Annotated in this window: 22 protein-coding genes; 8 read left to right on the top strand and 14 right to left on the bottom strand. The window is 71.7% G+C overall.

The window, feature by feature from the left end:
* Positions 1 to 66: 66 nt before the first annotated feature.
* Positions 67 to 825 (bottom strand): DeoR/GlpR family DNA-binding transcription regulator, encoded by a 759-nt coding sequence (locus BJ992_RS11260; protein WP_343072612.1) that lies wholly within the window; start codon positions 823 to 825, stop codon positions 67 to 69.
* Between the two features lie 135 nt (positions 826 to 960).
* Between BJ992_RS11260 and BJ992_RS11255 the strand changes: the two genes are divergently transcribed.
* Positions 961 to 2,115 (top strand): PfkB family carbohydrate kinase, encoded by a 1,155-nt coding sequence (locus BJ992_RS11255; RefSeq protein WP_343072611.1) that lies wholly within the window; start codon positions 961 to 963, stop codon positions 2,113 to 2,115.
* 203 nt (positions 2,116 to 2,318) lie between these two features.
* Positions 2,319 to 3,155 (top strand): LLM class F420-dependent oxidoreductase, encoded by an 837-nt coding sequence (locus BJ992_RS11250; RefSeq protein ID WP_184980179.1) that lies wholly within the window; start codon positions 2,319 to 2,321, stop codon positions 3,153 to 3,155.
* A 38-nt stretch (positions 3,156 to 3,193) separates the two neighbouring features.
* Here the strand turns inward: BJ992_RS11250 and ligD are convergent, their stop codons facing one another.
* The gene (gene ligD, locus BJ992_RS11245) at positions 3,194 to 4,204 is read right to left on the bottom strand and encodes a non-homologous end-joining DNA ligase (protein WP_184980177.1); all 1,011 of its coding nucleotides are present in this window, start codon (positions 4,202 to 4,204) and stop codon (positions 3,194 to 3,196) included.
* A gap of 60 nt (positions 4,205 to 4,264) precedes the next feature.
* On the opposite strand from ligD, the gene msrB reads away from it, so the two are divergent.
* Positions 4,265 to 4,663 (top strand): peptide-methionine (R)-S-oxide reductase MsrB, encoded by a 399-nt coding sequence (msrB, locus tag BJ992_RS11240; protein ID WP_184980175.1) that lies wholly within the window; start codon positions 4,265 to 4,267, stop codon positions 4,661 to 4,663.
* Positions 4,664 to 5,021: 358 nt separating this feature from the next.
* Here the strand turns inward: msrB and BJ992_RS11235 are convergent, their stop codons facing one another.
* The 3 genes from BJ992_RS11235 to hemG form a co-directional block, all read right to left on the bottom strand.
* Complete coding sequence (locus BJ992_RS11235; RefSeq protein WP_184980173.1) at positions 5,022 to 5,657, bottom strand: hypothetical protein; 636 nt, start codon at positions 5,655 to 5,657, stop codon at positions 5,022 to 5,024.
* A 145-nt stretch (positions 5,658 to 5,802) separates the two neighbouring features.
* Complete coding sequence (gene hemQ, locus BJ992_RS11230) at positions 5,803 to 6,543, bottom strand: hydrogen peroxide-dependent heme synthase (RefSeq protein WP_425503654.1); 741 nt, start codon at positions 6,541 to 6,543, stop codon at positions 5,803 to 5,805.
* 176 nt (positions 6,544 to 6,719) lie between these two features.
* Complete coding sequence (gene hemG, locus BJ992_RS11225; RefSeq protein WP_184980171.1) at positions 6,720 to 8,180, bottom strand: protoporphyrinogen oxidase; 1,461 nt, start codon at positions 8,178 to 8,180, stop codon at positions 6,720 to 6,722.
* 133 nt (positions 8,181 to 8,313) lie between these two features.
* On the opposite strand from hemG, the gene BJ992_RS11220 reads away from it, so the two are divergent.
* A complete protein-coding gene (locus tag BJ992_RS11220) occupies positions 8,314 to 9,291 on the top strand; it encodes a DUF4349 domain-containing protein (protein ID WP_184980169.1) in 978 nt (325 codons plus the stop codon).
* 116 nt (positions 9,292 to 9,407) lie between these two features.
* On the opposite strand, the gene hemE is transcribed toward BJ992_RS11220, so the two are convergent.
* Entirely contained in the window at positions 9,408 to 10,442 is a 1,035-nt protein-coding gene (gene hemE / locus BJ992_RS11215) for a uroporphyrinogen decarboxylase (protein ID WP_184980168.1), read from the bottom strand.
* A gap of 769 nt (positions 10,443 to 11,211) precedes the next feature.
* On the opposite strand from hemE, the gene BJ992_RS11210 reads away from it, so the two are divergent.
* From BJ992_RS11210 to BJ992_RS11200, 3 genes are all read left to right on the top strand, one after another.
* Entirely contained in the window at positions 11,212 to 11,361 is a 150-nt protein-coding gene (locus tag BJ992_RS11210) for a hypothetical protein (RefSeq protein ID WP_184980166.1), read from the top strand.
* 69 nt (positions 11,362 to 11,430) lie between these two features.
* A complete protein-coding gene (locus BJ992_RS11205; RefSeq protein WP_184980164.1) occupies positions 11,431 to 12,033 on the top strand; it encodes a DUF3000 domain-containing protein in 603 nt (200 codons plus the stop codon).
* Positions 12,030 to 13,274 carry an HRDC domain-containing protein gene (locus BJ992_RS11200; protein ID WP_184980162.1) on the top strand — a complete coding sequence of 415 codons (1,245 nt, stop codon included), beginning with the start codon at positions 12,030 to 12,032 and terminating at the stop codon, positions 13,272 to 13,274. Before BJ992_RS11205 ends, BJ992_RS11200 begins: the two co-directional genes overlap by 4 nt.
* 5 nt (positions 13,275 to 13,279) lie before the next feature.
* Here BJ992_RS11200 and BJ992_RS11195 read toward each other — a convergent pair whose 3' ends face one another.
* The 3 genes from BJ992_RS11195 to dxs form a co-directional block, all read right to left on the bottom strand.
* On the bottom strand, positions 13,280 to 14,311 hold the full coding sequence (locus tag BJ992_RS11195) for a LacI family DNA-binding transcriptional regulator (RefSeq protein ID WP_184980160.1): 1,032 nt from the start codon (positions 14,309 to 14,311) through the stop codon (positions 13,280 to 13,282).
* Positions 14,312 to 14,373: 62 nt separating this feature from the next.
* Positions 14,374 to 15,852, bottom strand: coding sequence for an amino acid permease (locus BJ992_RS11190; RefSeq protein ID WP_221474765.1), 1,479 nt, complete (start codon positions 15,850 to 15,852; stop codon positions 14,374 to 14,376).
* 81 nt (positions 15,853 to 15,933) lie between these two features.
* Positions 15,934 to 17,898 (bottom strand): 1-deoxy-D-xylulose-5-phosphate synthase, encoded by a 1,965-nt coding sequence (dxs, locus tag BJ992_RS11185; protein ID WP_343072610.1) that lies wholly within the window; start codon positions 17,896 to 17,898, stop codon positions 15,934 to 15,936.
* Positions 17,899 to 18,092: 194 nt separating this feature from the next.
* On the opposite strand from dxs, the gene BJ992_RS11180 reads away from it, so the two are divergent.
* Positions 18,093 to 18,890 (top strand): neutral zinc metallopeptidase, encoded by a 798-nt coding sequence (locus BJ992_RS11180; RefSeq protein WP_184980156.1) that lies wholly within the window; start codon positions 18,093 to 18,095, stop codon positions 18,888 to 18,890.
* An 8-nt stretch (positions 18,891 to 18,898) separates the two neighbouring features.
* Here BJ992_RS11180 and BJ992_RS11175 read toward each other — a convergent pair whose 3' ends face one another.
* The 5 genes from BJ992_RS11175 to BJ992_RS11155 form a co-directional block, all read right to left on the bottom strand.
* The gene (locus BJ992_RS11175; RefSeq protein ID WP_184987894.1) at positions 18,899 to 20,119 is read right to left on the bottom strand and encodes an ROK family transcriptional regulator; all 1,221 of its coding nucleotides are present in this window, start codon (positions 20,117 to 20,119) and stop codon (positions 18,899 to 18,901) included.
* A 51-nt stretch (positions 20,120 to 20,170) separates the two neighbouring features.
* Entirely contained in the window at positions 20,171 to 21,421 is a 1,251-nt protein-coding gene (locus tag BJ992_RS11170) for a sugar ABC transporter permease (protein ID WP_184980154.1), read from the bottom strand.
* Positions 21,418 to 22,194, bottom strand: a complete 777-nt coding sequence (locus BJ992_RS11165; RefSeq protein ID WP_184980152.1) for an ATP-binding cassette domain-containing protein — start codon at positions 22,192 to 22,194, stop codon at positions 21,418 to 21,420. The genes BJ992_RS11170 and BJ992_RS11165 overlap by 4 nt, the downstream gene beginning before the upstream one ends.
* Positions 22,195 to 22,257: 63 nt before the next feature.
* The gene (locus BJ992_RS11160; RefSeq protein ID WP_184980150.1) at positions 22,258 to 23,379 is read right to left on the bottom strand and encodes a sugar ABC transporter substrate-binding protein; all 1,122 of its coding nucleotides are present in this window, start codon (positions 23,377 to 23,379) and stop codon (positions 22,258 to 22,260) included.
* 236 nt (positions 23,380 to 23,615) lie between these two features.
* Positions 23,616 to 24,341, bottom strand: coding sequence for a sulfite exporter TauE/SafE family protein (locus tag BJ992_RS11155; RefSeq protein WP_184980148.1), 726 nt, complete (start codon positions 24,339 to 24,341; stop codon positions 23,616 to 23,618).
* Between the last annotated feature and the right edge of the window lie 21 nt (positions 24,342 to 24,362).

The raw sequence follows: 24,362 nt of genomic DNA, 5'->3' as shown, positions 1-24,362 counted from the left end.
CACCACCGAGACGTACGCCGCCGAGAACGGCCGGCCGCACCACCGCCGCGCTCCCCCCGTCCGTGATCACGCCGTCACCACCGAGACCCCCGCGCCGGTGAGGACGGACAGGGTCGCGGGGTCGGCCCCCTCGTTGGTGACGAGCATGTCGATGTCCTCGGCGCCGCAGACGCGCAGCGCGCCGGTGCCGGGGAACTTGTTGCGGTCGACCAGAAGCACCACCTGGCGGGCCGCGGTGATCATGGCGCGCTTCAGGGGGACCTCGGCGACCGTGGTGTCGGTCACCTGGCCGTCGGGCCGCACGCCTCCCGCGCCGAGGAACAGGCGGTCGGCGCACACCTGGCGCAGCGCCTCCTCGGTGAGCATGCCGACCAGCGAGTGGTAGGCGCGGCGCAGCCGGCCACCGAGCAGGAGCACCTCGACGACGGGGTCGTCGCGCAGCACGTCGAGCACGGCGAGGCTGGAGGTGACCACGGTGACGCGGCGCCGCGCCAGGTGGCGCGCGAGGCGGACCGTCGTGGTGCCGATGTCGAGCAGCAGCACCTCGCCGTCCTCCACCATGGCCGCAGCGGCGGCCGCCACGGACTCCTTGGCCTGCTCGTCCACACCGAGCACCTCGGCGAACGGCCGCTCGACGTCGGCGTCGGGGCTGGCGAGCGCGCCGCCGCGCACGCGGGTGAGCGTGCCGTCCCTGCCGAGGAGCTCGAGATCGCGCCGGATCGTGGAGGGGCTGACCCCCAACTGGACGGCCAGGTCGCGCACGCTGGTCGCACCCGCGCGGCGCACCCGGCGGGTGATCTCGGCATGCCGGAGGTGCTGGAGCACGAAAGGATCGTAGCAGTCACATGCGCGCACAACCGAGCAGAATCGCGCACTCACGGTTGGTGACCTCTTGATATGGACGACCGGAACGTGCAAGAGTGCGCACATCGCTACCGTCGAGCGGAGGACCCGTCGTCAGTGTCTCTCCAGGGCTACGACCCGCTGGCCGATCAGCGCGGACCGGACGCGCCGGAGTTCGACGTGTTCACCGCCGGCACCGTCTTCCTGGACATCATCTTCACCGGCCTCCAGGCGATGCCGGCGGCCGGCACCGAGGTGTGGGCCGACGGCATGGGCTCGTGTCCCGGCGGCATCGCCAACCTCGCCATCGCCTCCAGCCGTCTCGGCCTGCGCACCTCGATGGCCGCGGCGTTCGGCGACGACGACTACGCCGACTTCAACTGGCGCATCCTGCGTGACCAGGAGTCGGTGAACCTGTCCAGGTCCCGCCGATTCAAGCACTGGCACTCCCCGGTGACGGTCTCCATGGCGGTGGACCGCGACCGCAGCATGGTCACCCACGGCCACCCGGCCCCCATGACGGCCACCGAGATGATCGGCCGGCCGCCGCGCTGCCGTGCCGTGATCGCGCCGCTGTCGGCCGAGGAGCCGCTCGGCGACCGCGACTCTCCTACGTGGGCCGATCTCGCCGCCGAGGAGGGCGCGCTGGTGTTCGCCGACGTCGGGTGGGACCCGTCGGAGGCGTGGTCGGCCTCGGTGCTCGACCAGCTCGCCGTCTGCCACGCGTTCATGCCGAACGGTGTGGAGGCGATGGCGTACACCGGCACCGACACCCCGCGTGAGGCGCTGTACGAACTGGCCGACCGGGTGCCGCTCGCCGTGGTGACCGACGGGGCCAACGGCGCCATGGCCATCGACTCCACCACCGGCGAGGAGGCGTACGTCCCCGCGCTGCGGGTCACCGCACTCGACCCCACCGGCGCCGGTGACGTGTTCGGCGCGGGCCTGGTGCTCGGCACGCTGTCGGGATGGCCGCTGGCCGACCGGCTGGCGTTCGCCGGGGTGTGCTCGGCACTGGCCGTGCAGCAGTTCGGCGGCTCGCTCGCCGCGCCGGGGTGGGGGGACATCGCCGACTGGTGGCACGGCGTGCGGGCCGCGGCCGGCCACAGCGGCGCCTACATCGAATCGGTGGCCCGCCGGTATGCGTTCCTCGACCGCCTGGTCCCCACCGTGCCGGTCGGCGCGGTGCGCAGGGCCGCGGCCACCATGTCGCTGCAGGCCGACGTCGGCGCCGGAGCCGTGGGACTCATGGGACGCGACGACGCCAAGTGACCGGCCGCGTGACCGAGCGCGTGCCTGTGCACGTGCCTGTGCACGTGCCTGTGCGTCCGTGCTCGTGACCGTGCTCGTGACCGTGCGCGCGGCGTCGTTGCCCTCGGCGGGGCCGGATGGCAGGCTCGGACGGTAACGGATGAATAACGGCCACGGGAGACGGTTCCGCGCGGGAGCCGCGCACCTGGAAGGGACAGGCGGCGATGACCACTCCGACACTCGGGGAGATCGGGGTGTGGCGCAACGGAGCCACACTCACCGCCGACCTCGCCGCATCGGTGGAACGGCTCGGGTACGGCGCGCTCTGGATCGGTGGGTCACCCGCAGGCGAGCTGGAGATCCCCGAGCAGGTTCTGGAGGCCACCTCCAAGATCACTGTGGCGACCGGCATCGTGAACATCTGGACGGCAGGCGCACGGCAGGTCGCCACGTCCTTCCACCGCGTCGAACGGTCGGTCCCCGGCCGTTTCCTGCTCGGCGTCGGCGCCGGCCACCCGGAGGCCACCAAGGAGTTCGCCGCGCCGTACACGGCGCTGCGGCGCTACCTCGACACCCTCGACGAGTGCGGCGTGCCGCGCGAACGCCGGGTGCTCGCCGCGCTCGGGCCCAAGGTGCTGCGGCTCGCCGGTGAACGCACCGCAGGCGCGCACCCGTACCTGACGACCCCCGAGCACACCCGGCAGGCGCGCAAGATCCTCGGCCCCGGGCCGCTGCTCGCTCCCGAGCAGAAGGTCGTGCTGTCGGAGGACCCCGTGGCGGCACGCGAACTCGCACGGCGCGCGCTGCGGCCCTACCTCGGGCTGCGCAACTACGCGGCCAACCTGCGCAGGCTCGGCTTCACCGACGACGACCTCTCCGCGCCTGGCAGCGACCGCCTCGTGGACGCGCTGGTGCTGCACGGCCCGCCGGCGCTGGTGCGGCGCGGGGTGCGGGCCCACCTGGAGGCCGGCGCCGACCACGTGGCCCTGCAGGTCCTGCACGCACCCAACGCCGACCCCGTCACCGACTACGCGACACTGGCGGACGTCGTCCTCGGCTAGACCGCCGCATCCAGCCCGCCGGGTCCAGCCCGCCGGGTCTAGTCCGCCGGGTCGCCGGTGCGCGCCTTGCTCGGCTGCACCCGCCGCGGCTCGCCTGGCATCTTCGGATAGTTGGGGGGGTACGGCATGTCGCCTCGGCCGTCGTCGGAGTACAGGCCGAGCAGGGACTCGATGGAGTAGGCCTCGTCGTCGATCTCGCGGTGCAGGTCGCCGAGCTCGGCGAAACGCGCCGGCACGGTGCGGATGTCGAAGGCCGCGGGGTCCACGGCGGGAAGCTCGTCCCAGGTGACCGGGGTGGAGACCGGGGCCTCCGGCCGGGCCCGCACGGAGTAGGCGCTCGCCACGGTGCGGTCGCGCGCGTTCTGGTTGTAGTCGATGAAGACCTTCTCGCCGCGTTCTTCCTTCCACCACGCCGTGGTGGCTATCTCGGGGACGCGGCGCTCCACCTCGCGCGCGAACGCGATGGCGGCGTACCGCACCTCGGTGAAGGTCCAGCGGCGCTCGATGCGCACGTTCACATGGATGCCGCGGTTGCCTGACGTCTTCGGGAAGCCGCGCATGCCGAGCTCGCCGAGCAGGTCGCGCACGGCGTACGCCACCTCGCGGGCCTGGTCGAAGCCGGTGCCGGGCTGCGGGTCGATGTCGATGCGCAGCTCGTCGGGATGCTCGACGTCGTCTGCGCGGGTGGGCCACGGGTGGAAGTCGATGGTGCCGAGGTTGGCGCAGTAGGCGATGGCCGCCACCTCGGTCACCCGCAGCGCGTCGGCGCTGCGGCCGCTCGGGAAGCGGATCGTGACCGTCTCCAGCCAGTCGGGGTGCTTCGGCGGCATGCGCTTCTGGTAGATGGCGTCGGTGAGCACGCCGTCCGGGTGGCGCTTGAGGTAGGTCGGCCGGTCACGCAGGGCCCGCAGCGCGCCTTCGCCGACGGCGACGTAGTACTCGACGAGCTCGCGCTTGGTGGCCCCGATGGCCGGGAAATAGATCTTGTCCGGATTGGTGACCTTGACGGTCCTTCCCCCGGCGTCCAGCTCGATGTACGGCGACGGCATGCCAACGACGGTACCCTTCGGCACCGACACGAACACGGCCGGGCCGCATAGGCTGGGGGTATGGAGAAGGTCGTCAAGAGCGATGCCGAGTGGCGTGTGGAGCTCTCCCCCGAGGAGTTCCACGTGCTGCGCGAGGCGGGTACCGAGCGCGCGTTCACCGGGGAGTACGTCGACACCAAGACGGCCGGCGTGTACTGCTGCCGGGCCTGCGGCGCCGAGTTGTTCAGGTCCGACACCAAGTTCGAGTCGCACTGCGGCTGGCCGTCGTTCTTCGAGCCGTCGCAGTCCGACGCCGTGACCCTGATCGAGGACCGTTCCCACGGCATGGTCCGCGTCGAGGTCCGCTGCGCGCGCTGCGACTCCCACCTCGGCCACGTCTTCCACGGCGAGGGCTACCCGACCCCCACCGACGACCGGTACTGCATCAACTCGATCTCGCTGCGGCTCGATCCCGCCTGAGTCCCGCCGGCACGCATGCGTCTCCCCGGACGGGGTAGAAAGAACGGCGAGCGCCGCACCCGCCGTCCGTACCCTTGACCGTCCTTGTACGGGGGACGCGTGCATTTACGCCACAGGTGGAAGACCATCGAGGCCATCGGCCGGGTGGTGACTCAACGTTGCGAGGTGTGCGGCAAGATCCGCGTACGCGTGCGCCGCCCCGACCCGCCGCCCGGCACCCCGACCCACCGCGAGTCGGCCGGGCCGCTCCACTCCCCCACCGGCCGTGCGTCCGTGGGTCCGGGGACCGACCCCCGCGCCAGGGACGCGGGACCGCATCGTTTCGGACCGCCTTCCTGAGCCGCCGCGGCGGCCTCCGTCACTTGCCGGGGGCCGGGGAGGTGAAGCGGCAGGAGCGGTCGGAGCCGCCGAGGATGTTGGCGAGGACCGGGTTGCCGTTGTCGCCGAACTCGGCCTGCACGAAGACCACCGGGTTACTGTCGCCGACCTCCTGCACGAGGTACTCCATGCCGCGTTTGCACAGGTCGATCGCGGCCTTGGAGTTGCGCTTGGACGCCGGCAGGTCGGTGTAGATGCGCAGGTACTTGCCGACGGTGCGGATGTCGGTGATGCGTTTCACCGACTTGTCGGCCGTCCAGCGGCTCTTGAAGTAGTCCACGGCGCCGGCGTCGGTGTGCTTCGACGGGCCGGACGCGGTGTCGCCGGGGTCCTTTTTCTTCTTCTTGGCCTTGCCGCCGCCGGCGTCGGCGGCGGTCACCTCGGGTCCGTCGCCGTCAGGCGCGGCGGCGGTGGGGACCGCCGCGGGAAGAGACGGCGGCGCCGCGGCGGACGCCGGCGGGCCACCCGCGGGCCGCATCATCATGATCACTGCCAGTGCGGCCACCGTCAGCGCGGCCACCCCGGTGAAAACCTGTAGGACCGTCGCCGGCCACGACCGGCGCCGCCTGTGCCGTCCCCCGTGCCTGGAACGGGCCACGTCCGTGCCCCTGCTCAACCCGCGCTCACCTCGACCTGGGAATTTCACCGAGTATCGCAAACCCTGCGGCGCGACGGAGGTTATTCCAAGAAAGAGGGGAAGAGGCGGCTTTAGTGATGCATGTGAAATATCGCAATTTATGCCCGGTTTCGAGGTGTCAGGCCTACGGGAGTGCGGCGACCAGCTCGGCCAGCGGCTTGCGCGTGCCGGCGTAGAACGGGATCTCCACGCGGGTGTGGCGCCGGGCCTCCGAGGCGCGCAGGTGCCGCATGAGGTCCACGATGCGGTGCATCTCGTCGGCCTCGAACGCGAGGATCCACTCGAAATCGTTCAACGCGAACGACGCCACGGTGTTGGCCCGCACGTCGGGGTAGTCACGGGCCAGCCTGCCGTGCTCGGCCAGCATCGCGCGCCGCTCGGCGTCGTCCAGCAGGTACCACTCCAGGGAACGGACGAACGGGTACACGCTGACGTACCCGCGGGCCTCCTCGTCGGCGAGGAACGCCGGGATGTGGGACTTGTTGAACTCGGCCGGCCGGTGCAGCGCCATGACCGACCACACCGGCTCGCAGGCCCGGCCGAGGGCCGTACGCCGGAACCTGCCGTAGACCTCCTGCAGATCGTCCGGGGTCGGCGCGTGCCACCAGAACATGTAGTCGGCGTCCGCGCGGAACCCCGCCACCTCGTACACCCCCCGCGTGACGACGTCCTTGCTCTCGGCCTGGGCCAGCACGCTCTCGACCTCGTGGCTCACGGTCTCACGGTCCGCCGGCAGCGCCTCGCGCACCCGGAACACCGACCACATGGTGTACCGGATCACCTGATTGAGGTCACGCGCCTTGGGCCGCTCCCGCCGCACCGCCGCACCCTGCTCCGCCGTGCTCACCGCCGCCTCCTCACTCACCGCTCCTCCTCCACTCACCGGACCGCTCACCGCTTCACCTTCGTCCACCGGACCGCTCACGGCTGCACCTTCACCGACCGGACCGCTCACCGCTCCGCCTCCACTCACCGGACCGCGTCCGCGCGTTCCGTCCTGTCCCATCCAACCGCGCCGGCCGGTCGCTCCGGCCGCCGGGGTCAGCGGCTGGCCGCGTGATCCTCGTGGCGTCCGCCGGGCTCCTCGTCACCGAGGTCGCGCAGGTACGCGAGCACGGCCGCGGCGGCGGTGCGGGCCGTGGCGACGCAGGCCGGGATGCCGAGGCCGTCGTAGGCGGCGCCGCAGACGGCGAGGCCGGGCTGTACGGCCACGGCGGCGCGCACGCGGGCCACGCGGTCGAGGTGACCCACCTCGTACTGCGGCAGCGCGCCACCCCAGCGGGTCACGCGGGTGCCGAGCGGCAGGCCGCGCACGCCGGTGATCTCGGCCGTCTCGGCCATGGCGAGCGCCACCAGCTCGTCGTCGTCCCGCTGGAGCAGGAACTCCTCGCCGAGGCGGCCGATCGAGCAGCGCAGCACGAACACCCCGGGGTCGGCGTCGGCCAGGTGGGGCCACTTGGCCGTGCTGAACGTGACCGCCTTGACCGCGCGGCCCTCGACCGGCGGCACCAGGTAGCCGCTGCCGGAGGGGACCTGCGGGAACGCGTCCATGGGATAGGCCAGCGTGACGATCGCCATGCTCGCGTACTCGACGCGGGACAGCTCGGCCGCGGCCTTCGGCACCTCGGCCGCGAGCAGCCGGGCCGCCGCGGGGGCCGGCACCGCCACGACCACGGCGTCCGCCTCGATGACCTCGGGGTCACGGGTGGGGCCCGTCACCAGGCGCCAGCCGCCGGGGGTGCGGGCCAGCTCACGCACCATCACGCCGGTGCGCACCTCGGCGCCGGACGACGACGCGACCGCCTCGGGCAGGCGGCCCATGCCGCCGCGCAGGGTCGTGAACACCGGCCCGGCGTCCTGCGGCGTGCCGGCCGCGATGGCGCGCGCGGCGCGCACCAGCGACCGCTCGGTGCGGGCCGCGGTCGCGATGTGAGGCAGCGTGGCGTCCAGGGAGAGCTGGTCGGCGCGGCCCGCGTACACCCCGCCGAGCAGCGGCTCCACCAGCCGCTCGACGACCTCGCTCCCCACCCTGGCCCTGATGTAGGCCGCCACGGAGACGTCGGAGGTGATGAGGGTGGCGGGAAGCACGAGGTCGAGCGGCACTCTGGCGAGGCCCGCCGGGGACAGCACGCCGGAGCGGCCGAGCGCGCCGAGGTCGGACGGCACCCCCATGACCTGGCCCTTCGGCATCGGCCGCAGCGAACCCCTGCTCAGCACGGACGCGGGGACCCGCGCGGGATGCACGAGGTCGCCGCCGAGACCGGTGAGGCGGGCCAGCTCCTTGCCCTCGGGCCGGCGAGCGATCATGGCTTCCGCGCCTTCGTCCACAGGCAGGCCCGCGACCTCGGACACGCGCAGCTTGCCGCCGACCGCGGCCGAACCTTCGAGCACCGTGACCCGGACGTCACCGCCGGTGTGGTCGCCGTGGCCGATGTGCCACGCCGCGGCCAGCCCGGCGATGCCTCCGCCGACGACCACGACATGACGCCGAGTCCCTTCCATGTCCCCGACGTTACCCGGCCGGGTCCGCGCTCCGCGCCGCGCACGGGGTCGCTGTGGACGGCGCCGGGGATACCGTGACGCCATTGTGACGCGACCCGTCAAACCGGCGACCGGCCGGTGACGTCAAGAAGGCATGAGCAGATCACGAGGCCGCGTCCTGGTCGCGGCCTTATCAGCCGTCGTTCTCACGACTCTCGCCGGCTGCGGCGGTGGCGCGTCGGAGGCTCCCGCGTCCTCCGCCGGCGGCGGCGCGGCCGACGCCGCGCCGGCCCCCGCCGCCGAGCTGTACACCGGCGACGCCGATCAGGGCCGCGCCGCGGCGGGACGGGACGCGCGTGGCGTCACCCCCGCCAAGAAGGACGAGCCGAAGCTCGCCCCCGACGACCGCGCGATCATCTACACCGGCGAGCTGACGGTCCGCGCCAAGGACGTCGCCGGCGCCGCCGAGACGGCCAAGCAGATCGTCACCGGCGCGGGGGGACGCCTGGACCGTGAGGAGTCCTCGTCGTTCGGCAAGGAGGCCGGCGCCACGCTGGTCTTCAAGGTCCCGCCTCCGGCGTATCCCGGTGTGCTCGGCCGCCTCGGCAAGGAGCTCGGCAGACGCGAGTCGCTGACCCAGAGCACCGAGGACGTCACCGAGCAGGTCGCCGACGTCGAGAGCCGCCTCGCGTCCGCCAAGGCCGCGCTGGAGCAGCTCAGGACGCTGCTCGGCCGCGCCAAGACCATCGGCGAGGTCCTCCAGGTGGAGCGGCAGATCAGCGACAGGGAGGCCGACCTGGAGTCGCTGCAGGCCCGCCAGAAGGTGCTGGCCGCGCAGACGAGCGCCGCGACCTTGACGCTGCGCCTGGTCGGCCCGGCCGCCGTCATCGCCAAGCCCCGCGACCCCGAACCGGCCGGCTTCCTCGGCGGCCTCAAGGCCGGCTGGCGGGCCCTGGTGGCCACCACCAAGGTCACTCTGACCGTGCTCGGCGTCATCCTTCCCTGGCTGATCCCCCTGGCCGTGCTGTGGCTGCTCTACCGCGCGATCCGCCGCGTCCGTCCCGCGCGCACCCCCGCGCTCGCGGCCTCCGCGCCGGCAGAGACCGTCGTCCCGGAAAAGCGAGAGGAATAGGACGGCCGGATCAGCCGTCGATCATGTGACGCTCAGGTGGAGTCGGGTGCCGCGGACGCGAGACCACCTGTGGTCGTCCATCGTGGCGTACCGCCGGGCCGGTTCCCGCGGCGAGCTCAGGCGGTGGTCTCCTGGACGAGGCGGGTCAGGCGGGTGAGGATCTCGGGGTCGGTGGCGGGGAGGACGCCGTGGCCGAGGTTGAAGACGTGGCCCTCGGCGGCGCGTCCCTCGGCCAGCACGGCGCGTGCGCGGCGTTCCACCACGTCCCAGGGTGCCAGCAGGATCGCGGGGTCGAGGTTGCCCTGCAGCGCCTTGCCGGGCCCCACCCGGCGGGCCGCCTCGCTCAGCGGGACCCGCCAGTCGACCCCGACGACGTCGGCCCCGGCCTCGGCCATCAGCGGCAGCAACTCCCCCGTGCCGACACCGAAGTGGACGCGCGGCACACCGAGGTCGGCGAGCCCCTCGAAGATCCGGCTGGTGTGGGGGAAGACGAACTCGCGGTAGTCGGCCGGCGCCACGGCCCCCACCCAGGAGTCGAAGAGCTGCAGCGCCGAGGCCCCGGCCTCGGCCTGCAGCCGCAGGTAGGCCAGGGTGATCGTGGTGAGCCGGTCCATGAGGTCGTGCCACAGCTCCGGCTCGCCGTACATCATGGCCTTGGTGTGGTCGTGGTTCTTGGACGGCCCGCCCTCGATGAGGTAGGACGCCAGCGTGAACGGCGCTCCGGCGAACCCGATCAGCGGAGTGGCGCCGAGCTCCTTGACCAGGGCCTGCACGGCCTCGGTGACGTACGGCACGTCCCCCGGCTCCAGGGGACGCAGGGCCCCGAGCGCGGCGGCGTCACGGATCGGCGCGGCCACGACGGGACCGACCCCCGGCACGATGTCGAGGTCCACCCCGATGGCCTTCAGCGGCACGACGATGTCGCTGAAGAAGATCGCCGCGTCCACGCCGTACCGCCGCACCGGCTGCATCGTGACCTCGACGATCAGGTCGGGTGTGGCGCACGCCGTGAGCATCGGCACACCGGACCGCACGGCGCGGTACTCCGGCAGCGAGCGGCCCGCCTGCCGCATGTACCAGACAGGGGTGTGCGGCACGGGCTGCCTGCGGCAGGCACGGATGAACGGCGAGTCGGCGGTTTCACGATGCACCGTCCAAGGGTCCCACGCGGACCCCCCGGTCCGCGCACCACTCCGGCCGCGGATCTTCGCCGCCGGCCGCCTGCGTCGCCGGCGCCGGCGCCTCGGGCCCGCGCTACGAACGGCCGTGGCCCCTGAGGAACCTCGCCATCCCCCACCGCGACGCCTCGGGCTTCTCACGAACGGCCTTGGACCCCTGAAGAACCCTCACATCGCCGGCCCCGGCGCCTCGGGCTTCCTTCGAGCGGGCCACGGTGAAGCAACGGTGAACGCGTCACCCGGCCCTGGCACCGATACGGGTCGCCGTCCCCCTCAGGCCCCCTACCGGCCCCTTCAGCGGCGCGGCGGCACCCCTCCGTGCCGACGCCGGGGTGGTCATCGGCCGGGGTTGCGGTAAAAGATATTTGCTCCAGGTCTTGTCCGTTAATGACAATAGACACAGGGCTGCATACACTTTGTCGGGTTTGGTGGTGCCGGGGTCTTGGCGGCGGAGAGTCCGCCGGGGCTACGAAACTTCTGGCGGAGGTACAGTACGACTCACACAAGGTCCGCAAACAGGGTGCACATGCGTCAAATGTTCGCCAAATCACCGTGCGGCCCCGAATCGGTGACCACTTTCGGGACACGCCGAGCGCGTTGCGGGGAAATGTCGCCGTGACGTGCCAACGTCGGACCAGCCCTGAAGTTCGCGGATCAGGCGCGCGGAGGGAGCGCCGGGCGACGCGCCGCGCCGTCCACGCGAGCGCTCGACGTGAGGGGACGACCCGATGAAAGGCCGGCGATGACCGCGACATGGAGTTCCTCCGAGCACCGCACGCTGACCGTGCGCCGTGCGCTCCGTTCCGCCGGACGGCAGACCTGGCGGTTCCACGGTTCCGCCGGCGACGAGGCGCGGGCGGGGCGTGACGGCGCCTCGGTGATGGCAGGTTGATCACCTGTCATGCATCCAGCGCGCACCCCGCCGCTTCCGGCACCTCCCCCTCCGGCCTACGCTGCCATCATGACCATCGGTGACGCGCCACCGGCCCCGGCCGCCTTCAGGCGCGCGCTGGCGAGCCTGCGTCCCGCCGAGGTCAGGCCCGAGATCGAGCTGGAGGACATCCCCGCGCCGCGGCGCCTCGCCCCCTACTCGGGTGCCGTCGGCGCGTCGGTGGTGCGCGGGGACGACGAGCTGGCCGTCGGCCGGCTGATCATGTTGTTCGACCCCGACGGCCAGCGCGGCTGGGACGGCCCGTTCCGGCTGGTCGCGTACGTGCGCGCCGACATGGAACCCGAGATCACCTCCGACCCCATGCTCGGCCCCGTCGCGTGGAGCTGGCTGACCGAGGCGCTCGACGCGCACCACGCGCGGTACGCCGCGGCCGGCGGCACGGTCACCCGGGCCGTGTCCGAGGGGTTCGGCAACAAGGCCGAGGACCCGGTCACCACCGAGCTCGAACTGCGTGCGTCGTGGTCCCCCCTGGAGGAGGACCTGTCCGCGCACGTCGCCGCCTGGTGCGACCTGATGTGCCTGGCGGCCGGCATACCGCCCCTGCCACCCGACGTCGCGAGCCTTCCGCCTCGGCCCGCGCGTCGCGAAGATCCGGAGCCCTTCAGGACGTGACCGACGAAACCATCCCCGCATCAGAGGCCGTACCGCTGCTTGAGCCGCGTGACGGCATCCCTCCTGTCGTCGAGGACCCCGCCGCGCTCGACGTGGTCGTCCGCGCGTTCGCCGGCGGCGACGGCCCGGTCGCCGTCGACGCCGAACGCGCCTCCGGCTACCGCTACAGCGGCCGGGCCTACCTCGTGCAGCTGCGCCGGGCCGGCGCCGGCACCGCGCTCGTCGACCCGATCGCCTGCCCCGACCTGTCGGGGCTGAACGCCGCGGTGGCCGGCGCCGAGGTGGTGCTGCACGCCGCCACGCAGGACCTCGCGTGTCTCGCCGAGGTCGGATTCGTGCCGCGGCGGCTGTTCGACACCGAACTCGCGGGCCGGTTGCTCGGCTACGAACGCGTGGGGCTCGGCACCATGGTCGAGAATGTGCTCGGGCTGCGCCTGGAGAAGGGTCACTCGGCGGCCGACTGGTCGCACCGTCCCCTTCCCGAGGACTGGCTGCGGTACGCCGCGCTGGACGTCGAGGTGCTGATCGAGCTGCGTGACGCGCTGCACGCCGAGCTGGAGTCCAGCGGCAAGCTGGAGTGGGCCAGCGAGGAGTTCGCCGCGATCCTCGCCGCCGCGCCGTCCCCGCCGCGCACCGACCCGTGGCGCCGTACGTCCGGCATCCACCGGGTGCGCACCCTGCGCGGTCTCGCGGTGGTGCGTGAGCTGTGGACGCTGCGCGACGAGCTGGCCCGCCGCGCCGACCTCGCGCCTGGCCGGGTGCTGCCGGACTCGGCGATCGTGACGGCCGCGCTGGAGCAGCCGCGCACCACCAAGGCTCTCACCGACATCGCGCCGTTCACCGGCCGCAGCGCACGCCGTCACCTGCGTGAGTGGCTCGGCGCCATCGGCAGGGCCCGCGTGCTCCCCGAGACGCAGCTCCCCCACCCGAGCGCTCCCGGCGACGGCCCGCCTCCCGCCAACCGCTGGGCCGACCGCGACCCCGCCGCCGCCAAACGCCTGGCCGCCGCGCGCACCGCCGTCGCGGCCCTCGCCGACTCCCACCACATGCCGACGGAGAACCTCCTGCAGCCGGACGCCATCCGCCGCCTCACCTGGGAACCCCCCGCCGACCTCGGCGACGACGCCGTGGCGGCGCGCCTGCGCGAGCTCGGCGCGCGCGAGTGGCAGATCGCGCTGACGGCGCACGTGCTGTCCAAGGCCCTGATCCGGCTGGAGACCAAGAGCGACACAGAGCTCTGACCAGGTCAGGTGGCGAGCCCGGTGGGCTCGGGGTGCGGCACCGCGGCGACGCTGGCGCGCAGGATCACCTCGCCGGGGACGTGCTCGGTGCGCGCGACGTCGCCGCTCGTCAGGGCCAGGTCCAGCGCCATGGCCCCCATCGTGGCGAGCGGGAGGCGCACGGTCGTCAGCGGCGGCACGGTGTCGCGCAACAGCTTGATGTCGTCGAAGCCCGCCAGCGACAGATCGCCGGGGACGCGGACGCCGCGCTCGCGGAACGCGGCGAGCGCGCCTACCGCCATGACGTCGTTGACCGCGTACACGCAGGTCACGTCGGCCCGGAGGTCCAGCAGCCCGAGAGCGGCCTCATAGCCGCCGTCGCGGTCGAAGCCGCCTTTGAGCACCAGCGGCGGCGGCAGACCGAGCTCGGCGAGCGCGCCGCTGAAGCCCTCGCAGCGGTCGACGGCGGTGCGCAGACCCGGCGGACCGGACAGTACGGCGAAGCGGCGGTGGCCGAAGCCGGCGAGCGTGTGGGCCAGGCGAGCGGCGCCTTCGCGGTTCATCGGGGCCACGGTGTCCACCCCGCCGAGGCTCTGGCCGATGAGCGCCACCCGGCCACCGCCGGCGCGGTAGGCGTCCAGCTCGTCGCAGAGCCGCCGCACCATGCGCTCGTCGGAGACACGTGAACCGGCGATGACCACGATCCTGGCGCGTTGCGCGCGCATCGTGGCGATCTGCGCGATCTCCCGCTCGGGGTCGCGGTAGGTGGTGGTGATGGTCACCACCATGTCGAGCAGGTCGGCCGAGCGGATGACGCCGTCGGCGATCGCGGCGAAGTAGTGGTCGGTGAGGTCCTGCACGACGAGGCCGACGATGTTGCTGGCGCCTCTGGCCAGGGTCTGCGCGGTCGCGTCGACGCGGTACCCGAGCCGCGCGGCGGCGGACTCCACCCGTGCGCGCATGGCCGCGCCGACCTGGCGGGTGCTGCCGTTCAGCACCCGCGACGCCGTCGCCAGGGACACACCCGCCTCCCTGGCGACGTCCTCCAGCGTGACCATGACCTGCCTCTCCGCGTCCTTCTCCCCATTGTGCTGCCGGGCCGGACACGGCGTGACCCGGGTCAGCCCGTGGCGTCCCGCGTGGTCTCGCGTGCCGCGACCCGGCTGTGCCGCGCGCCGTAGGCGAAGTAGACGACGACGCCGATCAGCATCCACACGAAGAACCGCAGCCATGTCTCGACGGGGAGGTTCACCATGAGGTACAGGCACGCCACCGCCGCCAGGGCCGGCACGACCGGCACGAGCGGTGTGCGGAACGACCGCGGCAGGTCGGGCCGGGTCCGCCGCAGGATCACCACGCTGATGGACACCAGCACGAACGCGAACAGCGTGCCGATGTTCACCAGCTCGGCGAGCGCCGACAGCGGGATCAGCCCCGCGAGCAGCGCGGTCACCCCACCGATGATCAGCGTGATGCGGTACGGCGTGCCGTAGTGGGGGTGCACGGTGGCCAGCGACCGCGGCAGCAGGTTGTCCCTGCTCATCGCGAAGAACACCCGGCTCTGACCCAGCATGAGGATCATGACGACGGTGGTCAGGCCGGCCAGCGCGCCGATGCTGATGATCGTGGCGAGCCAGGGTTGCCCCACCTCGCGGAACGCCGTGGCGAGCGGCGCCTCGGTGCTCAGCCGGTCGTAGGGCCGCATGCCGACGACGACGAGCGACACCGCGACGTACAGCACGGTGCAGACGACGAGGGAGCCGATGATGCCGATCGGCAGGTCGCGCTGCGGGTCGCGGGTCTCCTCGGCGGCGGTGGCCACGACGTCGAACCCGATGAACGCGAAGAAGACGATGGCGGCGCCGGCGAAGACGCCGAACACCCCGAAGGAGACGGGGGTGATGCCGAACAGGAGCTGGATCAGCGGCGCCTGGAGCCCGCCGACCTTGGGGGTGGCCTCGGCCGGGGGGACGAACGGCGTGTAGTTGGCCTTGCTCACGAAGAACAGCCCGGCGACGACGACCAGCAGGATCACCGCCACCTTGATCGTCACCACGATGAGGTTGACCCGCGCCGACAGCTTGATGCCGGCCACCAGCACCCAGGTGAGGATGAGCACGATGACGACCGCGGGGACGTTGAACACGGCGTTCTCCCCCGCGACGGCCTCGGGTAGCCGTATCCCCATGGTCGTGAGCAGCTCGGAGAAGTACCCCGACCAGCCCACGGCGACCACGGCCGCGCCGAGCGCCATCTCCAGCATGAGGTCCCACCCGACGATCCAGGCGGGGAACTCGCCGACCGTGGCGTAGGAGAACGTGTACGCCGACCCGGCGACCGGCACGGCGGAGGCGAACTCGGCGTAGCAGAGCGCCGCGAGCCCGCACACCACCCCGGCGACGATGAACGACAGCGCCACGGCGGGGCCAGCGGTCTCCTTGGCGACCTCGCCGGTCAGCACGAAGATGCCGGTCCCGACGATCACCCCCACCCCGAAAACGGTGAGGTCGAGCGCGCTGAGCCTGCGCCGCAGCCGATGCTCGGGAGCCTCGGTGTCCTCCAGCGAGTGCTCCACGGACTTGGTGCGGAAAATCGTCATCGTCACACCCCAATCACCACCGGCGACCCCTGGCGTCTGCCCGGGAAACCTCCCCTCATGCCGGTGAGGAGGGGAAGTGCTCTACAGGGAGATCTGGGGGGTCGACGGGTCCTTCAGGGCCTTGGTGAGGTCGGTGGCGAGGTGGTCGGGAGTGAGGCCGATCTCGGTGAGGATGGTGGGACGCTTGGCGTGGGAGAGGAACTGCTGGGGGATGCCGTAGGTGCGCACCGGGGTGAGCACGCCGGCGTCGCGCAGCAGGCGGGCCACGGCGTCACCGACGCCGCTCACCCGGCCGTTGTCCTCGGCGACGGCCACGAGGTCATGCTCGGCGGCGGCGGTCACCAGGGCCGCGTCGAGCGGCTTCACCCAGCGGGGGTCCACCACGGTCGCGGCGACGCCGTTGTCCGCGAGCAGCCGTGCCGCCTCGACGCAGATGTGGGCCATCGCGCCGGCGGCCACCAGCAGCACCCGGCCTCGCTCCTGCCGCTCCCCGGCCGCGGGCTGGTCGTCGGCGGCGGGGTGGAGCACGTCCATGCCGCCGAGCCGGCCGGCGGCCGGGATGTCGGCGGGGACGGCCCCCTTGGGGAAACGGACCACGGTCGGCGCGTCGGTGACCTGGACGGCCTCGCCGAGCAGCTCGCGCAGCCGGGTGGCGTCGCGCGGGGCCGCGATGGACAGGCCCGGCACGACCTGCAGGATGGACATGTCCCACATGCCGTTGTGGCTGGCGCCGTCGTCGCCGGTGACGCCGGCGCGGTCGAGGACCACCGTGACCGGCAGGCGGTGCAGCGCGACGTCCATCAGGAGCTGGTCGAAGGCGCGGTTGAGGAAGGTCGCGTACACGGCGACCACGGGGTGCAGGCCGCCGAGGGCCAGCCCGGCCGCGCTGGTCACCGCGTGCTGCTCGGCGATGCCGACGTCGTAGGTGCGGTCGGGGAACGCCTCGGCGAACGCGGCGAGCCCGGTGGGGTGCAGCATGGCGGCGGTGATCGCCACGATGTCGCGGCGCTCACCGCCGAGGCGCACCAGCTCGTCGCTGAAGACGTTGGTCCACCCGTGGGGCTTTGGCCGCTCCTCGCCGGTGGCGACGTCGAACGGCTGCGGCGAGTGGAAGCAGTCCTCGTCGTGGTCCTCGGCGGGCCGGTAGCCGCTGCCCTTGGTGGTGAGCACGTGCACGATGACCGGGCCGCGGAAGTCGCGCGCGCGGGTCAGCGCCGCCTCGACGGCCGGCTCGTCGTGGCCGTCGATGGGCCCGACGTACTTCAGGCCGAGGTCCTCGAACATCACCTGCGGCGCGAGGACGTCCTTGATGCCCTTCTTGACGCCGTGCAGCGTCTCGTAGAGCGGCGCGCCGACCACGGGGACGCGGCCGAGGTTGTGCTTGACGAACTCCAGCATGTGCTCGTAGTTCTGCGTCATGCGCAGCGAGGCCAGGTGGGAGGCGAGGCCGCCGATGGTCGGCGAGTAGGACCGGCCGTTGTCGTTGACCACGATCACCAGCGGCCGCTCGGGGTCCTTGGCGTGGCCGGCGATGTTGTTGAGCGCCTCCCAGGCCATGCCGCCGGTCAGCGCGCCGTCGCCGATCACGGCGACCACGGTGCGGTCGTGCTCGCCGCGCAGCTTGTACGCCTTGGCGAGCCCGTCGGCGTACGACAGGGCCGTGGAGGCGTGGGAGTTCTCGATGACGTCGTGGGGGGACTCGGCCTGGCTGGGGTAGCCGGACAGCCCGCCTTCCTGGCGCAGGGTCGCGAAGTCGTCGGCGCGGCCGGTGAGGATCTTGTGGACGTACGCCTGGTGGCCGGTGTCCCACAGGATGCGGTCGCGCGGCGAGTCGAAGACCCGGTGCATGGCGATGGTGAGCTCGACCACACCGAGGTTGGGCCCGAGGTGGCCGCCGGTGCGCGACGTGGTGGCGATCAGCAGCTCGCGGATCTCCTCGGCCAGCCGTGGCAGCTCGTCGGCCTCCAGGCGCTTGAGATCTCCCGGACCTTTCACCGTCTCCAGCAGACTGCCCGGATCGCCTGGTCGCCGGCTCCGCTCGCTCACGGAATCATCTCCTCCGCCGTTGGTCGAACCAGCCTGAGTCTATTTGCCTAAGCCTCGCACTCTCACAGGGCTCTTGCTGTGCTTTGCCGCACAGGTCTGTCCGGTTGTGGACCGATCCCGGCGCAAGCTGGGGTGACACGTGATGTTTTGTTGAGTTTTACGGCACTGGTCAGGTTCGCTACCCTCTCGGGACCATGGGCAAGTCCTCCGTGGTCCTCCTCCCCGCCGTCGTGGCGTCCCTCCTGGCAGGCGGCACCGCGCACGCCGCCGCGGCGCCGCCGGCCTCGTACCCCATCAAGAACGCGAGCGGCCTCACCAAGAACGCGCTGTACACCTCGGGCCGGCTCCCCGTGACGAACTGCCCCGAGCGTCCCGTGCGCGCCGGCTCGGCGGCGTCGGTGCGCACCTACCTGAACACGCTGGTCAAGTGCCTGGACGTGACCTGGAGCGCGCACTTCCTCCAGGCGCACATGCCGTTCTCCATGCCGAAGGTGCGCTACATCACCAAGCCGGAGAAGGTGTGCGGCGAGAAGTGGCGCAAGAACGTGCAGGGGCTCTACTGCACCTCCACCCGGCAGATCACCATCATCCTGGACCGCGACGTGGTGAACCACCCGCAGGACCTGTTCCTCATGGACGTCATCGCGCACGAGTACGGCCACCACATCCAGAACATCACCGGCATCTGGGGCGAGTACCTGCGCCTGCCGAGCCGCGGCAAGTCCGAGTACAACGAGCAGACCCGCAGGAACGAGCTCCAGGCCGAGTGCCTCGCCGGAGCGTTCATCGGCAGCGTCTACAAGTCCCTGGACCGCACCCCGGCGGACTGGCGTGACCTGCTGGACTCCACGCGCCGCAGCGGCGACGAGATCTACAAGATCCGCGACCACGGCAAGGGGAAGAACATCGCCAACTGGCTGAACCGCGGCTTCAAGGCCGCCGGCCCCTCCGCCTGCAACACCTGGATCGCGCGTCCGGAGATGGTGGCCTGACGGCGCCGTCAGCCCCCGCTCGCGGGTGACTCGCCGGCCCGCGACAGCGTGTCCAGCGGGTCGGCGAGCACCTGGTCGAAGGCCAGTTCGGCCGCGCCGACCAATGTGGTGTCGTCGCCGAGCAACGGGGTGCGCAGCCGCAGCGCCTCACGTGCGGCGCCGATCACGTCGGTGGTGATCCGGCTGCGCACCTGCGCCGCCGCGCCGAGGTAGATCTCACGAAGCGTGCCGCCGAAGATCACGATCTCGGGGTTGAAGATGTTGACGAGGTTGGCCACGCCGAGGCCGAGCCAGTCGCCGACCCGGTTGAGCGCCTCCTGCGCGAGCACGTCGCCGCGGTCGGCGGCGTCGACCACCGAGCGCACGGCGTCCCTGCCGGTCTGCGACCCGAACCGGCCCGCGGCCTCCAGCAGGGCCCGCTCCCCCACCTCCGACTCCAGGCAGCCGCGTGACCCGCAGCCACAGGAGCGTCCCCCGGCGTTGACCACCATGTGGCCGATCTCGCCGCCGTACCCGCCGTGGCCGCCGAGCAGCCGTCCCGACGCGATCACCCCGCCGCCGACGCCGACGTCGCCGTGCAGGTACACGAGGTCGCGGCAGTTCACCGCGACCCCCCTGGCCTGCTCGGCCAGCGCGCCGAGGTTGGCGTCGTTGCCGACCACCACCGGCACCCCGAGGGCCAGCCGCTCACCGAGCACCGCGCCGAGCGGCACGTCGGTGGCGCCGATGTTGGGGCTGTAGCGCACCATGCCGTCGGTGTTGCGCACACCGCCGGAGACCGCCACGCCGACGCCGACGCAGACCGCGCCGCGCCGCGCGCGGCCGAGCATCTGCCGCGAGTACGCCACGAGCGGCCCGACCAGGTCCTCAAGGACGAACGGCCCCCGCGGACGCACGGTCTCCCTGCGGTCCAGGACCACGCCGCCGAGTCCCACGCGGGCCGCGACCAGCCGGTCCACCCCGATGTCGAACGCCATGACGTACACCATCGAGGACTCGGGCCGCACCACCAGTGAGGGACGGCCCGCTCTGCGCTTCTCCCGCGGCAGTTCCTCGCGCACCAGGCCCGCCGCCGTCAGGTCGGCGGTGAGGGCCATGATGGTGCTGCGGTTGAGCCCCAGCAGGTTCGTGAGCTCGGCCCGTGAGGTCGGGCCGCCGAGGTGCACGTGCCGCAGGAGAGCACCGAGGTTCTGGCGCCGGATCTCGTCCTGCGAGGGGCCCGCGCGCATCATCTTCGTTGGTCCCGTCGGGTCGTGCGGTCGTCGTGAGGGGTCCGCCGATCACCGCAGGCCTGAGGCGGCGGCCCGCTTCCTGGACAGCGCGTCGACGCCGGCCGCCAGCAGCAGCACCAGCCCGGTGACGATGTACTTGACGCTCGCGCTGTACCCCATCAGGCCCATGCCGTTGTTGATCACGGCGACGACGGCGCCGCCGAGTATCGCGTCGAGCACGCGTCCCTTGCCGCCGAACAGGCTGGTGCCGCCGATGACGGCGGCTCCGACGGCGAACAGCAGCACGTCGCTGCCGCCGGTGTTGGGGTCGACCGAACTGGCCTGCGACGCCGCGATGACACCGCCGACGGCCGCCATGCCGGAACAGATCATGAAGGCGCTGATCCTGATGCGGTCCACGTTGATGCCGGCGCGGCGCGCCGCCTCGGCGTTGCCGCCGACGGCGTAGATGTGGCGGCCGAACGCGGTGCGGCGCAGGATGAACGTCCAGAAGATGAGCAGCGCCACGACGATCGGCACCACGATCGGCACACCCTTGAGCGACACGATCAGCGCGTTGCGGCTGCGCTCCAGGTTGAGGAAGTAGACCGCGAGCCCGCCGATCACCGCGAGCGCACCCACCCGTACCGCGATGAGCGTGATCGGGTCGGCCGCGAGCCCGCGACCGGCGCGGCGCCTGGCCCGCACGATCTGCACCAGCGCGTAGCCGAGCACGCAGACGGCGTACAGGGCCCAGCCGAGCGCCGGGGCCATGTTGTTGTTCTCGATCGCGATGATCACCGGGTCGCGGACCGCGACGTTGGTGCCCTCACGGACCAGGAGCAGCAGCAGGCCCTGGAAGCCGAGGAACGCGGCCAGCGTCACCACGAACGACGGGATGCCGACCTTGGCGACCAGCGTGCCGAGCAGCAGGCCGATCACCACGCCGGCGATCATCGCGGCGAGCACCGCCACGTACCACGGCAGGCCGTAGGTCGCGAGCGTGACCGCGAGCACCGCGGCGCAGACGCCGCTGGTGTAGCCGGCGGACAGGTCGATCTCGCCGAGGAGCAGGACGAAGACCAGGCCCATCGCGATGACGGCCACCGCCGCACCCTGGGTGAACAGGTTGGCGAAGTTGATCGCCGACAGGAACACCGGCCGCATGATGGCGAACGCCACGCACAGCACGATGAGACCGAAGATCGCCGGGAGGGCTCCCATGTCGCCGCCCCTGACGCGCTCAAGGTAACCGCGGACGTTGCCGCCGATGCTCGGTGTCTGCGCGACCGGCTTCTCGGGGATCGTCGTCGTACTCATGCCGTGGCTCCGTTGAGATTCTGCAGGCCGAGCTCTCCGCTGCGTCCCGAGGTGATGAGCTCGACCACCTGCGAGTGGGTCACGTCCGAGGTCTTGACCTGCGCGGCCATGCGACCCAGGTACAACGCGGCGATCCGGTCGGACACCGCGAAGACGTCGTTCAGGTTGTGGGAGATGAGCACCACCGCGAGGCCCTGGTCGGCCAGCCGGCGCACGAGCTCCAGCACCTGCGCGGTCTGCGCGACGCCGAGCGCGGCGGTGGGCTCGTCCAGGATGACGACCTTGCTGTTCCACAGCACGGCCTTGGCGATGGCCACGGTCTGCCGCTGGCCGCCGGACAGGCTGGAGACGAGCTGCCTGATGGACTTGACGGTGCGGACCGACAGGCTCTCCAGGGTCTTGGCCGCCATCTCCTCCATCGTGGCCTCGTCGAGGACCAGGCCGCTGCGGCGTTCCCTGCCGAGGAACATGTTCTGGACGATGTCCAGGTTGTCGCACAGCGCGAGGTCCTGGTAGACGATCTCGATGCCGAGCTCCGCCGCCTCGCGCGGGGAGTTCACATGGACCGGCTTGCCGGCGAAGAGGTACTCACCCGAGTCGATCGGATGGATGCCGCCGATGCACTTGACCAGGGTCGACTTGCCGGCGCCGTTGTCGCCGACCAGGGCGGTGACCTCTCCCGCGTTTGCGGAGAAGGCCACGTCGTGCAGCACCTGCACGGGGCCGAAGCTCTTGTCGAGCCCTCGGACCTCCAGAACGGGTTGGGTTGCCACGTTGCTCCTCAGACTGGGTGGAAACGGCCCGCGCGGTTCGCGCGCGGGCCGTACCACTCATCGCTACTGGACTCCGGCCTCGGTGCACTTGTCGGCGAAGTCGCCCTTGCACAGGTCTTCCTTGGCCACGTAGCCGTCCGCGACGACGTCCTTGACGCTGTCGAAGTAGATCGGCTGCGGGTCGAGCAGGACCGACGGGACGTCCCGGTTGCCCTCGGGGTCCTTCACCGAACCGCTGACGTTCGGCTTCTCACCCTTGGCCAGCGCGATGGCGAGCTCGGCGGTGGCGTCGGCTTCCTTCTTGATGGCCTTGTAGACCGTCATGCACTGGTCGCCGGCGAGGATGTTCTGCAGGCCTTCGACGGTGGCGTCCTGGCCGGTGACCGGGACCTTGCCGTTGAGCTTCTGCTTCTTGAGCACGGTGATGGCGGCGTTGCCGAGGCCGTCGTTCGCGGCGAGCACGCCGGCGATCTTGGGCTCGGAGGTCAGCATCTGCTCGAAGATCTGGCCACCCTTGGCGTTGTCCCAGTCCGGCACGGACTGGTCGGGGCCCTTGGTGTAGTCGCCGGAGTCGTACTTCGGCTGGAGCACACCGTCGTAGCCCTGCTTGAACAGGGTGGCGTTGTTGTCGGTCGGCGAGCCGTTCAGCTCGGCCACGATCGGCTTCTCGGCCTTCTTGTCGGTGAGGCACTTGACGAGGCCCTCACCCTGCAGGGTGCCGACCTTCACGTTGTCGAAGCTCACGTAGTAGGAGGCGCTGCCGCCGAGGGTGAGGCGGTCGTAGTCGATGGTGGCGACACCCTGCGACTTGGCCTTGTCGAGGACGGCCTTGCCGGTGCCGCTGTCCAGGTTCACGATCACCAGGACGGTCGCGCCGTTGGTGATCATCTGGTCGGCGATGGTCTGGAAGGCCGTCTTGTCGCCCTGCGCGTTCTGGATGTCGTACGCCACCCCGGCGGCCTCGAAGGCCTCCTGGAGGTACTTGCGGTCCGCGGTCTCCCAGCGGGCCGAGGACTTGCTGTCCGGCAGGATGACGCCGATCTTGCCCGGCTTGGCCTCGGCGGGGGCCGAGGCGCCACCGCTGGCAGAGGTGTCGCCGCCGGTGCCGCCGTCGCCCCCGCAGGCGGTGAGACCGAGAGAAAGCGCCGCCGCGGCGGCGGTCAGGCCGAGGATCCCCTTGCGCATAGGTGCACCGGGTCCTTTCTGCTTCGAAAGATGCCACGGCCGCGGTCGGCGGTGGCGTTGGGGGTCGGGATGGGGTGCCGGCCGAGCTCTGACCGGCGCGAACGGTCTCGGCCGGATCCCGGCTTAACCGTTTCTTTGTATGTTGTTTGCGGCAACGTATTCCTTGCCGGGGCGGCGCGCCAGACCTGCGAGGGTCAAAATTTGTTGTCGCCGGTAACAATCGGGAAACGCGCCATTTACCGGACGAGCTGCTGTGCGATCAGCACGAACGCCGACAAAGCGGCCACGACCAGGATCCCGGCGCGCACCCGTCCCCCGTCCAGGTACCTGCGCAGCGGCCCGGAGACGGCGAACCCGGCCACCATGAAGGGGATCAACAGCACCCCCGTGAGCACCGACCGGCCCGGCAGGTGATCCACCGCCGCGAGGATCACCAGCGACTGCCCCGCCGACAGGAAGAAGAACATCGCGAGTGTGGCCCGCACCTGCCGTCCCTTGGCGTGCTGGTACACCAGCGCCATCGGCGGCCCGCCGATCCCCGTGGCGGTCCCCGTCACCCCCGACACGAACCCCGCGGCCCCGAGCGTCGGCGCCGTACGCGGCACCGCCACCGCCGCCACCGTCACCCCCACCGCCACCAGCACCATCGTCCCCACGAACACCCCGAGCGCCTGCGTGCTGACCTGCGTGACGATCACCGCGCCGACCACGCTCCCCGGCAGCCTGCCGAGCAGCGCGAACCCGAGCCCCCGCCAGTCCACCCCCCGCCACTCGGCGGCCAGCGTGAACACCGGCAGGCTCATGTTGACGATCTGCACCGCCCCCGGCATCACCGACGGATCGAGCACCGTGATCACCGGCACCGCCATGAGCCCGAGCCCGAACCCCACCCCTCCCTGCACCACCGCACCCACAAAAACCGCAAAACCTGCTATAACCCACACAAACCACTCACCGGCCATGGACCACAACCGTAGGGCCCC

Origin of the sequence: Sphaerisporangium rubeum (genome assembly GCF_014207705.1) — a bacterium.
GTDB lineage: Bacteria > Actinomycetota > Actinomycetes > Streptosporangiales > Streptosporangiaceae > Sphaerisporangium > Sphaerisporangium rubeum.
This window is presented reverse-complemented; position numbering and strand designations above follow the sequence as displayed.

Excerpts from the sequence above, each read along its gene's own strand:
- BJ992_RS11250 (WP_184980179.1), top strand. The coding sequence starts at position 2,319 with ATGACCACTCCGACACTCGGGGAGATCGGGGTGTGGCGCAACGGAGCC.
- ligD (WP_184980177.1), bottom strand. The coding sequence starts at position 4,204 with ATGCCGTCGCCGTACATCGAGCTGGACGCCGGGGGAAGGACCGTCAAG.
- msrB (WP_184980175.1), top strand. The coding sequence starts at position 4,265 with ATGGAGAAGGTCGTCAAGAGCGATGCCGAGTGGCGTGTGGAGCTCTCC.
- hemG (WP_184980171.1), bottom strand. The coding sequence starts at position 8,180 with ATGGAAGGGACTCGGCGTCATGTCGTGGTCGTCGGCGGAGGCATCGCC.
- BJ992_RS11220 (WP_184980169.1), top strand. The coding sequence starts at position 8,314 with ATGAGCAGATCACGAGGCCGCGTCCTGGTCGCGGCCTTATCAGCCGTC.
- BJ992_RS11210 (WP_184980166.1), top strand. The coding sequence starts at position 11,212 with ATGACCGCGACATGGAGTTCCTCCGAGCACCGCACGCTGACCGTGCGC.
- BJ992_RS11205 (WP_184980164.1), top strand. The coding sequence starts at position 11,431 with ATGACCATCGGTGACGCGCCACCGGCCCCGGCCGCCTTCAGGCGCGCG.
- BJ992_RS11195 (WP_184980160.1), bottom strand. The coding sequence starts at position 14,311 with ATGGTCACGCTGGAGGACGTCGCCAGGGAGGCGGGTGTGTCCCTGGCG.
- BJ992_RS11190 (WP_221474765.1), bottom strand. The coding sequence starts at position 15,852 with ATGACGATTTTCCGCACCAAGTCCGTGGAGCACTCGCTGGAGGACACC.
- BJ992_RS11180 (WP_184980156.1), top strand. The coding sequence starts at position 18,093 with ATGGGCAAGTCCTCCGTGGTCCTCCTCCCCGCCGTCGTGGCGTCCCTC.
- BJ992_RS11175 (WP_184987894.1), bottom strand. The coding sequence starts at position 20,119 with ATGCGCGCGGGCCCCTCGCAGGACGAGATCCGGCGCCAGAACCTCGGT.
- BJ992_RS11170 (WP_184980154.1), bottom strand. The coding sequence starts at position 21,421 with ATGAGTACGACGACGATCCCCGAGAAGCCGGTCGCGCAGACACCGAGC.
- BJ992_RS11160 (WP_184980150.1), bottom strand. The coding sequence starts at position 23,379 with ATGCGCAAGGGGATCCTCGGCCTGACCGCCGCCGCGGCGGCGCTTTCT.
- BJ992_RS11155 (WP_184980148.1), bottom strand. The coding sequence starts at position 24,341 with ATGGCCGGTGAGTGGTTTGTGTGGGTTATAGCAGGTTTTGCGGTTTTT.